7 protein-coding genes are annotated in these 15,357 nt (G+C 40.3%); all 7 read right to left on the minus strand.

Annotated features, from left to right (window positions below; all coding sequences use genetic code 11):
* On the minus strand, positions 1 to 1,817 hold a 1,817-nt coding region (locus ACO1O5_RS18715; RefSeq protein WP_486272955.1), incomplete at its 3' end, for an alpha-N-acetylglucosaminidase.
* Positions 1,818 to 1,968: 151 nt separating this feature from the next.
* On the minus strand, positions 1,969 to 3,537 hold the full coding sequence (locus tag ACO1O5_RS18720) for a RagB/SusD family nutrient uptake outer membrane protein (RefSeq protein ID WP_486272957.1): 1,569 nt from the start codon (positions 3,535 to 3,537) through the stop codon (positions 1,969 to 1,971).
* A gap of 18 nt (positions 3,538 to 3,555) precedes the next feature.
* Complete coding sequence (locus ACO1O5_RS18725; protein ID WP_486272959.1) at positions 3,556 to 6,951, minus strand: TonB-dependent receptor; 3,396 nt, start codon at positions 6,949 to 6,951, stop codon at positions 3,556 to 3,558.
* Positions 6,952 to 7,187: 236 nt separating this feature from the next.
* On the minus strand, positions 7,188 to 8,366 hold the full coding sequence (locus ACO1O5_RS18730; protein ID WP_486272961.1) for a FecR family protein: 1,179 nt from the start codon (positions 8,364 to 8,366) through the stop codon (positions 7,188 to 7,190).
* Between the two features lie 98 nt (positions 8,367 to 8,464).
* Positions 8,465 to 9,058 carry a sigma-70 family RNA polymerase sigma factor gene (locus ACO1O5_RS18735; RefSeq protein ID WP_486272963.1) on the minus strand — a complete coding sequence of 198 codons (594 nt, stop codon included), beginning with the start codon at positions 9,056 to 9,058 and terminating at the stop codon, positions 8,465 to 8,467.
* A gap of 77 nt (positions 9,059 to 9,135) precedes the next feature.
* On the minus strand, positions 9,136 to 12,483 hold the full coding sequence (locus ACO1O5_RS18740) for a VCBS repeat-containing protein (protein ID WP_486272965.1): 3,348 nt from the start codon (positions 12,481 to 12,483) through the stop codon (positions 9,136 to 9,138).
* Between the two features lie 413 nt (positions 12,484 to 12,896).
* The coding region (locus tag ACO1O5_RS18745) for a glycoside hydrolase family 3 protein (RefSeq protein WP_486272967.1) at positions 12,897 to 15,357 on the minus strand (2,461 nt) is incomplete at its 5' end.

Below are 15,357 nucleotides of genomic sequence, written 5' to 3' on the forward strand. Positions count from 1 at the left end.
AAAAAGTCTTTCCGGGTATTTAGTAATTCATCCATGTCGTTCATTAAATCAAGAAATTTATTGGTATACTCATCGTAACTAACGGTATCATGTTGCAAATATGCCAGTACCCATTTCTGTTGAAGGGGGGTTGCAAAATTGGCAAGCACCTGCCGGGTTACATCTGCAAGGTCATACTGAAAGCCATCGCTCGTCTGCAACTGCGGTATAGCCTTTACAAATAAGCTCCATGCCCGTAGAAGATCTTCAGGGTTATAATCCAGCTTCGTTCTAACCCTGCTGCCCCATGCGTCTATGGTTGGCCGTGAGACGATTATCGATTCAGGACCGCCTTCACCTAGCCCACCGTTATAAACGGTGTTATGCAAAATTTTCCAGGCTTCGGATATAGACGCATTGTATTTTCCATATCGTCGTGTTGCATAATCTTCGAGCCACGTTGAAACATTTACGGCGCTATCCCGCCATACATTTTCCAGCATGAGTTGATATAGCGCAGGATTTTGTTCAATGCCTTCAGGAGTTAATCCAATACCCATCAATTTGCCTGACGAATCATTGTGCAAAGCAGATGAAGGATCAATTGCTGCGTGATCCATTCTTCCCCACAAACTAATGTTGCCGCCAAAATTGTGAAGCATACACCAGATCCATGGCTTGCCATAATACGCATCTGTCCGGCTCCATACCGGGTGACTCTCACTATATAGATCCAATAAAATCATGTGGTCGTTTGGTATTGCATTCAGTAAGGCTTTTATCTGCGTGGGTTGCCAGAAATCGGCCTGGTAATGAAACATCCACCCCTGCATTACCCAAATGGCTTTACTATCGGCTCTCTCCATTGATTCAAAAACCTTTTTACTGATATCATTCAAATAAGTGGAATCATTGGAAGGCGGCAGGTTTTCATTAAACGTATCAGCAGAATAAAAATGGTCGGTTCCATATTCTTTAGTTTGTGCCTCAATAAATTTTTTTCCAATTACTTCAAACATCGGATCAGCAGGGTCAAGCACATAAGTATCATCGAAACCTGCGCCCCAGTTTATCTTCTTCACTTTGGCATTGGGGAACCTTTGTTTAAATGATGGCGGCACATGCCCGGTAAACGAAGCAAGTACAGGCGTCATGCCAAATGATCTTTCTGCCTGCAAAATTTTCTTCTGCAATTCTTTGTGGGTATCCATCCAATGTTGCGGAAGCGGCCCATCCCACGCATCTAAATTTCCCATCCAAAACCAGGAGAAATAGGCAGGGCCGCAAAAAAAATTATTGAGCTCACCGTCCGTAAAACCCATGCTCTTATAGACTTCCTGCCAAATGGATTCTTCACCGGTAACGGCAAGCGGCATGTTAATTCCATTTAGCGCCATCCAGTCAATTTCCTTTTGCCAGCGCTCCCAGTTCCACCAGCTCATGGAATAGTTAAACGTGCAATAATTTAGATAGTAGCGATATTGATAAGGAGTAGTACGATGAATTTTCGCTTTAACTACAGGTAATTTATCCGGCATATTCATGCTGCTTCCATTCCAGGTAATGCTGCATTTGCAATAATTTTTAAGATAAAAATTTAACGCCGATGCTATACTAACGCCATCGCTACCACGAAGAATGATCTTCCCTTTTTTGCTTTGCAATTCAAATACATCTTTACCATTTTGTTTTGATATTTCTTCTATGATAAAGGATTTGGAATGATCTTTTACAATGCGTTGAATAAAAGAACTGAGTGCTTCTTTATTTAGCTGAGCGAAAGAAACGTTGCAGGAAATAACGAGAACCAGGGAGAATACATATTTATTGAAATGCATCTTAACTAATTTAAAAAGTTTAGAGGTAAGCATCATGTAACATGCAGTGAATTTAAATTTGTTCTCATTCTTTTCAAAAAGAAAACCTTTAAAGTCTCCGCGCTTTAAAGGTTTTCAATGGTTTTTATCAGGAATAATTTACAAGCAATTTTTAATAATTTGGATTTTGCGTGATCACTCCTTTACTCTCGTCAATTATCTCCTGGGGAAGTGGCATATAATAATCTTTAGGTCTCATAAACACCCTCGGTGGTATTATGGTAGCACCATTAAAAGGAGGTAACGGTGAAGCCGCTTTTGGCTTATTGACTATAGTATCCAAATTTATTATGTTGTCCTTGTCCCAACGCAGAAGGTCCTGCCAGCGCACATTTTCACCACCAAGTTCTACCCGGCGTTCATGAATTAATTGTGGCATCCCCGCATTTGACACCGGAAGCAAACCTGCCCTTGCCCTCACAACATTTATTTCTGCATCTCCGCTTCCCGGGCCACTCATTCTAATTTTCGCTTCGGCTACCATTAAATAAACATCCGCCGTGCGTAAGAGTGGTTGCTTAAGGTCGTAATCCAAACCGCCATCCCCGTTCGGCATAAAGGCAGTATATTTTCTGATATAATATCCTGTTGTGCTCATGCTTGGCAATAACCGCCCGGTAGATTGCCCTTCCTTTCCTGAAAACATCTGGTAGGCATCTGCCGCCTCTATCGTTACAAGATTTGTATTGTTCGGGATGCTGTCTCCCACAGATATTAATGTAGCCCGTTTACGAATACTGTCACCCGGTTCAAACTCTTCAGCAAAATTTTCAGTGGGATGATGGAATCCCCAACCCTGCCAAGGGCGTGGTGAAAAATAAGTACTGATGGCCGACGCAGGAACGTTTGGTATTTCCTGGTTTTTATTCCAAACTGCAAAAAGAATTTCCGGGTCGCTTTCCTGTTTGCCCAACGTAAAATTATCTGTATAATCAGGAGCAAGTGCATAGTTGGCATCGTTAATTACCATGCTTCCGTACTGAATTGCTTTGGCAAAATTATCTTCGAATAAATATAGTCTGCAAAGCAAACCCTCGGCCGCACCTTTGCTTACACGGCCCTTATTATCATCGTCATAAGTTTCCGGGAGCAGGTCAATCGCTTTTAGTAAATCGGATTCTACCTGAGCCCTCACAGAATCTACCGAAGATTTTGGAACATTGTATGATGCGGTAAGAACGTTGTCTTCTAATATTATTGGTACTTCACCATAAATTTTATTTAATTCAAAATACGCATAGGCTCTTAAAAAGTACGCTTCGCCTAAAGAACGTTTACGAATATTTTCATCGATTACAGGCACTTTAGGAATGTATATAATTGCGTTATTAGCTCTGCCGATTTGTTCATAAGCAAATGGCCAGATGGTATAAATTACCTGTAGTGTAGGATCGATATTGAAACGTTCAATTGCTTTAAAATCGGAGTGATCTCCGTCAACAATAATATCATCCGACTGATCGTCAAAAATATACAGGTTGTGGCCGACCCAATCTTCCGTGGTAAGAACGTTGTATATACCGGTAACTCCTGCGATCACATCATCCTGGTTTCGCCAGAAATTGCCGGTCGTGTACTGGCCCGTAGGTGTTTGATCAAGCGGCTTTTTGTTACAACTCATACTAAAACTTATCACCAAGAACAAAACTGTATATAAGTAGAAAATATTTTTATTTTTCATAAAACTCTTTTTCAGCATTTAAAAATTAATGGTTCCGCCAATAGTGAAATTTCTTGCCTGGGGATATTGCGCTACGTCAACACCTCTTTGAAGATTGCCGCCTGTATAGCCCAACTCAGGTGTGTACCCTGTATATTTTGTTATGTAAAAAAGATTATAACCACTTACATAAATTCTTATATCCGGCAGGTCAACATTGGCAATCCGCTGTTTTGAAAATGTATATCCCAATGCCACACTTTTCAAGGAAAGATATGCGCCGTTTTGCACCCATAAATCTGATGAGCGATAATTGTTATTGAGGTTATCTCTTGTGAGACGTGGTATGCTGTTGCTCGTTCCTTCTCCATGCCAGCGACCGTTTTCTTCAGCATACCAGTTAAAATTTTGACTGGCATCTATTCCCGAAAGCCTGTCGGCATTATACAATTGAACACCTGCCACACCGGCAAAACTAAAAACAAGATCGAAGTGTCCATAACTTACAGAACCATTAACACCGTATACAAAATGAGGGTTAGGATCTCCAAGCCTTACGCGGTCTTTATCATCAACCATTCCATCTCCGTTTTGATCAACAAATCTTACATCACCCGGCTGTATATTTCCTTTATTTGGATCGTTGGCAATATTGGCGTCTTTATCTATATCTGCCTGCGTCTGGTATAGACCGTTAGTCTTAAATCCGTAGAACGATGCGATCGGCTGTCCTTCGTAAGTACGCGAGATATCAACATTTTCTCTGCCATAAGAAGTGGAACCCAGATAAGTTGAATTTCCATATAGCCTGGTAACTTTATTGCGAAGGAAAGCTCCGTTGGCGCCCACAGTAAAATTAAATTTACCGGCATGGCCTTTATAATTTAATTCCAGTTCCACCCCATGATTATTAAGTTCTCCCTGGTTCACATTTGGGAGCGTGATATTTCCACCATCATCAGGGAGCGATCTTTGGGCTCCGTAGGTTTCGACCAATTGTGCAAGCACTAACATGTCTCTGGTATTCTTATCGAAGTACGTAACGGTACCGGTTACATGATTATCTAATATGCCAAACTCAAGGCTTATGTTAGTTAGCGATGCTTTTTCCCAGGTTATATTTGGATTAGCAAGGCCGGTTACATAGGCACCGTTTTGATTAACCGTGCCGGTTCCAAAGTTATACGAATAGCCTCCGCCACCTGTTCCTCCGCCGCCGCCAACGCCGATGGTCCCGAGGTATTGAAAATCACCGATATTCTGATTTCCCAACTGCCCCCACCCACCGGTAAGTTTCAGTGTATTAATCGATTTCACATTGGCAAAGAATTTCTCATCGGATATACGCCAACCTGCGGAGAATGCAGGGAAATAACCCCAACGCTTACCCGGAGCAAACTTGCTGGAACCATCTGCCCGCATAGTTGCTGTTAAAAGATATTTATCATTAAAGGCATAATTGGCCCGAACGAAATAAGATTGCAATCCTGAAGAGTTATAATTGTACCCTGCGTTCCCAACGGAAGAACTATTACCAAGATTAAGCACACGCTGATCAGGATTGGTATCTGAAAAACCAGACCTGGAGGCAGAGAAAACATTACCACTGAATATCTGCGATGAATATCCACCGGTTAGGTTCACATCATGCTTATTGAATTTCCTGTTATAAGTAAGAAAATATTCTTCCAAAAAAGACTTGCTCTTATTGAAGTATTGATTCATTGAAGAAATAGACGGACCGCGGGTTTGAGTAGGAGTTGCTACCTGAAAGCTGCTTCCATCATTAGCGGTTTGATCGTATCCGTAGTTGGCCCTGATTTTTAGCCCCTTTATTATTTCGAGCTCCGCATAACCGTTAGCAAGAATTCGGTTATAAACATTTCTATTATCCATTGAATTAATAGTGGCCACCGGGTTATTTATATCTCCCAACTGGTTATCCGCCTGCGACGTTCCCCAGGAGCCGTCATCATTTACAACAGGGATAGCAGGGTTAAAACGAATGGTGCTCCATAACAAGCCCGTTTGGGTCGATCTCGTATCAGGGGAGTTACCTAACGTGTTAGAGTAGACGATATTTTCGCCCACCTTTATACGGTTGCCGATTTTATGCTCGGAATTAATTCTGAAATTGTAGCGTTTGAAAAATGACTTGATGATAATGCCCTGTTCATAATAATAATTTCCTGAAAAGCTATAGCTCGACGTAGCGTTTCCTCCGCGAAGCGCCACATCAGCATTTTGTGTATGGCCGGTTCTTAATACCTGGTGCTGCCAGTCGGTACGCTGGGTAGCATAATAAGGATCGCTCCAAACCGAAGGAACCGGTAAACCATCATTAGTAAAAGCTTCGGTTTTAAGCTTCACCAGGTCAGGTGCTGTCAGCACATTAATGTACTTCATCGTTTTGTTGCTTCCGGTATAATAGTTGACAGAAGTCTTAAGCTTTTCACCAAAATTTCCTTTTTTAGTAGTAACCAGTACAACACCGTTTGCAGCCCGTGAACCATAAATTGCCGAAGAAGAAGCATCTTTTAAGATCTCAATAGACGCGATATCGTTGGGGTTAACATCATCGAGTCCGCCAGCCGGAACGCCATCGATAACAATAAGCGGATCAGCATTGTTAATGGTACCGGTGCCGCGTACACGAATACTTGGCACACTGCCGGGAGATCCATCACTGCTTACAATATTAACACCTGATGCCCGCCCCTGCAGTGAAGTAGCGACATTGCTTAACGGAGCATTTTTAAAATCGTCACCTTTCACACTGCTGATCGTTCCTGTTACATCCCGCTTTCTTTGAGTGCCATAACCAACTACCAACACATCGTTTAAGCCGGTAGCGGCAGCAGCTAAAGTGATTGAAAGATCAGCGGGTGATGTACTGCCAATGGTAACTGATTGTGTAATTGTTTTAAATCCAACAAAGGAAATTTCAAGTTCGTAAGTGCCCTCGGGAACCTGTAAATCAAATTGTCCATCTTTATTTGTCGCAGTTCCTAAATGCAATTTTTTGATAAGCACCGAAGCGCCTTCGATAGGCCGGTTTTCTTCATCTTTCACCAGACCGTGCAACTTCTGCGGCGGCGGATTATCGGGTGGACTTACTTTAAGCGCCTTCTCCACGACAGCCGGTTTTTCCTTTACAATTATTACTTTATCTTTTATTACATAGGTGAATGGCTGATCTTTAAAGCACAAATTCAATACTTCATCAATGGTCTTGTCGGTTACCTGCAAATCAATTTTTTTTGCATGCTCCAGCATAACACTGTTGAAGATGAAATGATATCCTGTTTTTTGTTGCAACTGCTCAAAGACTTCCTCGAAGGTTGCATTTTTAACCGAAATACTAACCTTTTGAGAAATGCCTTTTGCACTTATTTGTAAAGTGGCAATGAGCATTAAAATCGTGGTAATTTTCATACTAAGCTTTATTTGATTCGACAAAAGCTTTTTAGCAGATGTGGAATTGGCATGTACCCGTAAAATCATATTTTTGTTGTTAAGGTTAAAATATAAGAGTCATCTGTCGAGCGACTTTTTATAGCCTGAAAATTCCAGGGGCGACCGTCACATCGTTCCTGGCTTTTTTACCAGCAGTTATCGTAAATACTTATTTATATAATTTTCTGTTTAATGATCAGCCAATTGACATCGAATCAAGGTAACACGATAATCTTTCGACCTTCAATTTTAAAATGAACGGTACCTGTAAGTTCCAGTGTTTCCAGCAACTCGGAAATATTCTGCATTCTCGGTAAGGATGCTGTGAAATACTGATCGGTTGCTGTTGTCTCATATTCCACATCTACATCATACCATCGTGCCACTTGCCGCATTAGTTCCTTTATGCCCGTATTTTTAAACCGGAATTCACCATTTTTCCATGCAATTGCCTGTTCAATATTTGCTTTATCAATTTGAATCGATTCTGTAGATCTGTTTACAATAGCTGCCTTGCCGGGCGTCAAACCTTTTGTTACATTGTTGGCTGTTATATTTACTTTGCCTTCGAGCAATGTTGTATTTATATCTTCTTCGTCGCTATAACTCATAATATTAAAATGAGTTCCCAATACCTGAACATCCACTTTATTAACCATTACGTGAAAAGGCTTCAAAGCATTCTTTGCTACTTCAAAATATCCTTCACCTTTTAATTCAACTCTTCGTTCGTTGCCCGTAAACGAAGTAGGAAAAACAAGGGACGATGCCGAATTCAACCAAACTTTTGTACCATCTTCCAATACAATCTCATATTGTCCTCCACGCGGTGTGGATATAGTGTTCATCAATACTTTCCCTTCATCTTTCTTCCCCATATTATAACTCAGAACGCCTGTGTTCAACTTCAATATCCTGGTGTTGCTTTGATTGGCGAGGTAACCATTTTGAGCGGTATCCAATACAATACTAGTGCCATCTGCCAGGGTAAGAACCGCTTTATTGCCGCCCGGCCTGATATCATTTTTATCAATACTTCGTTTAACCGCTACCGGTATATCCTGCTTTTTTTTATTAATAAGAACAAATCCGGCAATACTTACAACTGTAATTGTAACGGCCGCTGCCACAGCCCTCCTCCAAAGTTTAACGGGAGTCTTTCTTTGCTGTTGCTGCAATGCATTGGCACTAATGTTATCCCATATAGCATCCCAGTTCTCTTCAGGCAAAATAATTTCAGGTTCAGTATGGATAACCGTTTCTACAAATAATTTCTTTAAGCGGTCATCAGGCTCAGCAGTCTTCAAAAGGTCAAATAATTCTTCAATTTCCGCAGGTGTTGCGTGGTTAGCCCCGTATAATTTTAATAAAAAGCGAATTCTGTTCTGGTCCATAAAGTATAACCCGGTTATTATTTCCAACCTGGAAAAATCTCTTATTTTATATATAGAGTAACCTCAGGCGGAAAAGGATGAAAAAAAATAAACTAATTTTAAAAAAATAAGAAAATTATGCCTGCTATTACGATGGTAGCGATATTATCAAAATATTTCCTGATAAATTTTACGGTCTGTATAAGGTGACTTTTGACTGTATGAGGTGACAAACGAAGCGTGTCACCTATCTCGGTATTTGTTCTTCCCTCCTGCCGGCTTAAGGTATAAATCAATTGTTTTTGAGGCGTAAGTTTGGATAACGCTTCATTAATAATTTGCTGGCTATCGTTTGCTAAAATAGTTTCTTCGGTTTCGTTGGACGTTAGTTTCGATTTTTTATAAGAGATTTCGAGTAATTTATTTTTATTGTTTTCTTTTCTTATATAGCCTTTTACCTGGTTGTATATAGTGGTGTACATATAGGCAACAGGATCTTTCACAAAAGGCAAATGCATTTTGCTTACCCATACGCTTATAAATACTTCCTGCGTAATCTCTTCAGCCGCAATTGAAGATTGTGTGCACTTATAAGCAACAGCATAAGCTTTGCTTTTGTATTCGTTGAATAAAGCTTTAAATGCCGCTTCATTTTCGTTTGAAATCAATTCAAACAGCATTTTGCAGTCGGGATCGTTTGGCAAATTTTTCATACTTCAATTGAATAAAAAAATTTGTATAAAATGTTTCATTAAAATTCATTCGTTGCATCACACTAGTCTAAAATCAATCAATTATTTTCTTTTATTACCTGCACGGCACCATTGTTTTTTACTGCAACCAATAGTAACCCGTTATTTGTTTTTAAGGAAATAAGGTTACGTACATCACCTGAAATATCAAGTCCTGTCTGTTCAAAAACATTTGGCTTAAAATTGCCTTTCCCATCATTTTTTAATAATAGTCCTATACCTGCATCCTGCGGGCCCTGCTGTACCCGCCATGGATAAAAATTCCCGGCGACGATAAGATCATAAATTCCGTTGTTCTTCAGACTGGTCGTTACCAGCCCGTTTACCATACTTATTTGTGCCTGCTCCGGCAAGGGTTGCAAACTCAGTTTTTTGTTTCCATCATTTCTTAAAAAAACAGACTTTAATGTTTTAACACTGATTGTTTTTGAATTAGCCAATTGCTCTTTTGTTAATATATCCGGAAGTTGTGCATCCGCATAAGACGCATAGCTGCCAAACTTTTTGTATAGTGCAGGCATCTGATCGAAAATCTCATCCCTTGTTGCTACAGGAAAACTGTTATGCTGAATGTAATAACATAAAACCGGATCAATAACACCGTCCCGGGTGAAATCTCCATAAGTAATCGTGAGGGGCTCTTTTATACCAGCCTTAAATTGAGTATTGTCTCCCAGGTTGCCAATAACAAAATCAGTGTCGCCATCATTGTCAAAATCAGTTGCAAGAATTCGTGTCCACCATCCATTGGTTTCTGATAAACCATACGAGGTTGTTTGGTTAGAGAGCTTGCCTTTATGGTTTTCAAATATGGTAATTGGCATAAATTGTCCCACCACAATAAGGTCGTTCCATCCATCTTTATTGATATCTGTCCAGATAGCATCAGTTACCATGCCAGCATGTGTAAACGCAGTATCGGTCTGTGCAGCGTCTTTTTCAAATAGAATATGGCCCGGAGTACTTTTGTTTTTTAAGATATAGCTTTCAGGAGCTTCCGGAAACCTGCCAATGCTAAACCGGCCCCCCACAAAAATATCGGGCAGACCATCCTTATTAATGTCACCGGCTCTTGCACACGAACTGCTTATCGTTTCCTTTGGCAGCGCATTCAGTAATTCTTTAAAGTTTCCATGCCCGTCATTTTCGAATATCCTATCCTGGTAGTTACTATTATTTAACGGATAATCCGCTCCTCCGCTTACCAGGTAAAGATCAGGATCTCCATCTCCATCTGCATCAAAAAAAAGTGCGTCTGAATTGGTAATATCTTTATTGTTGTTCCAGGGCTCGCTTGCAGAAAGAATAAATTTTCCCTCTTTAGTCTGTAGATATAATTTGCTTTCCTGGCCCGCCGAGGCACCGATAAAAACATCTTCCAGTCCATCCATATTCACATCTGCTTTGGCGATACATGGGCCAATTTTAGATAATTGGTAAGGCAATAAAGGCCCCACTTTAAAATCGACAAAGTTGGATTGCTGATGAACAAAATCGATACCTGAACTTTTTGTAACATCTGTAAACATGGGCCTTGTAACCGCCGCGGCAACTGAATCAGGGGCCATCGCTTCCTTTTCATTTACAACCAGTAAAGTATCTGCCTTCACATGTGTAAGCAACGACATTTTACCTCCGGGCCATATTACTTTCAGCGATTGAATAATACTATCCTTACCCAAACCAATGTGCATTACCGGATCAACAGAAGATTGGAAGCCACGATTGGTGTAATGCTCCTGCAATTGACTGGTAGCTGCGGTTTTAACGTATACCTTTGCCCCAATGCCACATGTGTTTTTATTATCGCCGTTGAATTTAATTCTTATATAATGTGCGTTGCTGTGCGATGGTAAATTATTTCTGTAAATGGTGGCCGTGCTGTTAAGATTATTAATAACAAGATCGAGGTTGCCGTCATTATCGAGATCCGCGTATGCGGCACCGTTATTAACACCGAATTTATCTAATCCCCAATCTGCAGTAACATTTGTGAAGCCGAGATTATGATTATTTCGAAACAGGTAATTATTTAATTTGGTTGACGGCATACTTTTTACGAGTTCCCACATTTCTCCTTTATGACCTGTTTCCTTGATATAATTATCAGAATATCCCGACGTATATTTTACAAAATCCAGGTTCGTCATATCTCTTAAAATACCATTCGAAATAAAAAGATCTTTCCATCCGTCGTTATCAAAATCTGCGAACAAGGGCGACCAGCTCCAGTCGGTATTTGATACGCCGGCCATTTGTCCAACTTCGCTAAATATGGGTACGCCGTTCGAGTCCAAACCGTTATTCATCTGTAAGGTATTTCGCATTTGCTGATGTAGAAATCCATGATCCACGAGCATCATATATTTATCATATGCGTCCGCACCACGCAATAATTTCTGTCGATGATTATCTTCCGGCAACATATCCAACACCATAATATCGTTCAGTCCGTCATTATTATAATCGGCAATATCGCTGCCCATAGCAAACTCAGAAATATGGCCGGCCGCTTTAGATAATACTTCTTTGAAGGTGCCATCCTTATTGTTGAGGTAAAGGAAATCTCTTTCACTGTAATCGTTGGTAACGTAAATATCAGGCCAGCCATCATTATTAATGTCGCCTATAGAAACACTGAGGCCAAAGTTTAACCCACTGCCATCGATATGAGCCTCCGAACTTACATCAGTAAAATGGCCATTATCATTTCTATATAAACGATTGCCATATTTCGGGTCGCGGGTAGATCGCAATTTATCGGTATTAAAGAAAGGATTGTAAAACATGTCCCCATGATTTACCATAAACATGTCGAGGTCTCCATCATTATCCATATCAAAAAAAGCAACGGTTGTTGTGTAAGTTCCCGGTGCGTCAAGGCCATATTTTTTTGCGCTTTCAGTAAATGTTGGAATGCCATCTTTGATGCCATTATTTATATACAGTTCGTTGGTTCTTGCCTCATCGGTACCAGGCCCGGAATAACAAACGTATATGTCTAACAGCCCGTCTCCGTTTACATCGGCCATTACCACGCCGGTTTTCCACTTCGTCCTTCCAGCCACGCCAGCTTTATTCGTTATATCGTCGAATTTAAAATCGCCTTTGTTAAGATATAATTTATTGGGTGTCATGTTGCCGGTAAACATCAGGTCGGGCAATCCATCATTGTTAACATCACCTACTGCCACACCAGCGCCATTATACAAATATTCGTAGGTAAGAATATTATAATTTTCATCTTCTTTAATCTCATTTTTGAAATCAATGCCCGAGTGCGAAGATGTTATTTCACTAAATAATTTTTTGGATGCATGTTTACATGAGAAAAACGCAGCAAGACAAGCAAATACCAGAAGATATCGTAACAACTCCCATTTCATATTAAACACCTGCGATTAAATGACTCACTGATTTTCGTTTTAAAATCTATTGTATAACAGTTGGTTTTTATACTGCTTTTATATATCCGGTTAAGATATTTAAAACACAGTTAGAATTCTTAAAAGAATTTTTTTGATTCTCATATGCCTGCACGAGGCAATCTATTACATCCACTTTTTGCAGCGGATCAAATTTTTTGGAATAAAACCCTGATCCGAAGTTTGCGTATACAATCGTTTTTTTGCTAATGTTAGTACGACCACAACAATTTCCATTTTTTTCTCAACAGTTTCACAAAACGGTATCGTTTTATTTACGAAACCGTTTTCGCAATAAAATCAGAAAATACAATAGGCCAAATATTTTTGCACAAAAATAAAAATCCTACTCAGAGAAAAATAACAGGCTGGAACTATTCGACCACCTCAATTAAATCTCTCAACCGGATATCTTTTGATGATGCGCCGATCATTACCCGGAATGTTCCTGGCTCTACCGTCCATGTCATATTTATGTCAAGTACTTTAAGCAATTCAGGTGTAATGTTGAAACCAATCTTTTTTTGTTCACCTGCTTTTAAAAAGATGCGTTGAAATCCTTTTAATAATTTTACCGGTTGCGCTACTGATGAAAGCAACGGATGAATGTATAACTGTACTACCTCCTCACCATCACGGCTACCCGTATTTTTAACGGTACAATACACCATGGTAGAATCATCTTTGGGAAATTGCTTTTTATCAAACTGCAAATTGCTGTATTCAAAATTTGAATAACTTAATCCAAAGCCAAATGGAAACATAGGTTGGCCATTAAGATCAGCATAATCATCGGTACGCCCGGTAGGCTTGTGATTATATACCAGGGGCAATTGGCCTTCAAACACAGGAAAGGTAATGGGTAAACGTCCCGCAGGATTATAATCGCCAAACAAAACATCTGCAACGGCGTCACCACCATCTTCGCCGGGATACCAGGCATCCAGTATGGAAGGGACATTTTGAATCCAATTCGTCATCGTGATGGCGCTACCGCCAATTAAAACCACTACAACAGGTTTTCCTGCTGCCGCAATCCTGTTGATCATTTCCTCCTGGTGACCGGGCAGATTCAAATAAGCCCGATCCTGTGACTCGCCTTCATGAATACCTGCAACAATCACTGCCACATCAGCTTTCTTAGCTGCATCTACGGCGTCTTCTATTTTTTGTTCCCAGTTATTAGGCACGCCAACATTCCAAACCAATTTGAATCTTGCATAGCCCTGCGATTCAAAAAATTCAATTCGAATATCATACTTTTTATCTTTTTCAAATTGATATGGCACCAGCTTAGTCGTAAAAGTCTGGCTCTTCCAGTTGTCAATAAGTAACTTGTTATTTAAATACAAACGGTATCCATCATTTCCTTCAATACCAATTTTAAAATTACCGGTCGCAGGAGCTTTCAATTTACCGTTCCATTTTACAGAATAAAAATCATAATTAATCTTTGGATCGGGAGAATATAGTGTCCACCCAAAATTTATTTGATGATCAATTCTGCTAATTACCGGATCACCGTTTAGCTGAACATTATTAAAATACTCGCCTTTTAATCCATTTTGCGTTTTACCGTTTACGTTAGTGTATAAATTAGCTGAAGGTATCGTTACCCATTCCGGTGAGCTTCTGCCGCAACCCGGTGCAAACATTACATTAACTGATTTACCCAGCTTATTTTTAATACCATCTAATATATTCACTTTATTGTTCCCCGGCCCGCTATACCCGCCGAGTCTCGCTTCTGTCGCGTCTGTACCAATAATCGCAATAGACCTAATTGATTTTTTTAAAGGCAAAACATTATGATCCTGCCCCGGCAGGCGGGCATTTTTTAGCAGCACCACAGATTCCAATGCAGCTTCCCTGGCAAGTGTCCTATGTGCCGGAATACCATTCCATTTGTTTGCTTCGTCTTCGTTGACATAGGGATTTTCAAAAAGCCCCAATTCAAATTTTACCCGCAAAACTCTTGCTACTGCACTATCTATGGTTTTTGGATCAATCCGTCCATCTAAAAACGGAGGAATAAATAATTTATAATGTTCATAAGCTGTTTGAAAAATTACATCCAGCCCATTGTTAATAGCTTTGGCTGAAGCATCCGGGTAATCTTTTGCCGTATAATGCAGCACATTTGCGCCACCCACTGCGGATGCATCTGAAATCACAAAGCCCTGGAAATTCAATTCTTTTTTTAGCTTCTCATTCAGTAACCAATTATTGGCAGTGCACGGACTTCCATTTAATGAATTATAAGAAGTCATCACACTGCGGCTACCGCCTTTCTCAAAACAGGCTTTGAATGGCGGAAGATAAATTTCATCTAACAAACGTTCATCAATATCTATAGGATAACTATCCCTGCCGCCATCTCCGCTGTTGTCAATAAAATGTTTTGGTGTGGTTACTACGCCCATCTTTTCAAATGGAGAAACAAATGCCACTCCCATCTCCGATGAAAGAAAAGGATCTTCTCCATACGTTTCTTCAACGCGGCCCCAGCGAACATCGCTGGCAATATTTACAACCGGCGATAATACCTGGCGAATACCGCGGCTTTTGGTTTCATGCGCAATAGCAGTTGCTACACGATTCATTAAAGAGGTGTCCCATGTTGCTGCCAATCCTATAGATTCCGGAAAAGCTGTAGCGCCATCTCTTACCAAACCATGAAGTGCTTCATCAAAGGGAATAATCGGAATACCCAAACGGGTGTCTTCCACAAAATATTTTTGCATGGAGTTAATGAGCTTTGCCGTTTGCAAAGCATTGGAAGCTGCACTGTAGTTGAGCAACTGCCCCGCAGCATCTTTGTTTCCTTTTGCACTT

This window comes from Ginsengibacter sp., from assembly GCF_057362405.1.

Coding starts and splice junctions, on each gene's coding strand:
- ACO1O5_RS18725 (WP_486272959.1), bottom strand. CDS start 6,951: ATGAAAATTACCACGATTTTAATGCTCATTGCCACTTTACAAATAAGT.
- ACO1O5_RS18720 (WP_486272957.1), bottom strand. CDS start 3,537: ATGAAAAATAAAAATATTTTCTACTTATATACAGTTTTGTTCTTGGTG.
- ACO1O5_RS18730 (WP_486272961.1), bottom strand. CDS start 8,366: ATGGACCAGAACAGAATTCGCTTTTTATTAAAATTATACGGGGCTAAC.
- ACO1O5_RS18740 (WP_486272965.1), bottom strand. CDS start 12,483: ATGAAATGGGAGTTGTTACGATATCTTCTGGTATTTGCTTGTCTTGCT.
- ACO1O5_RS18735 (WP_486272963.1), bottom strand. CDS start 9,058: ATGAAAAATTTGCCAAACGATCCCGACTGCAAAATGCTGTTTGAATTG.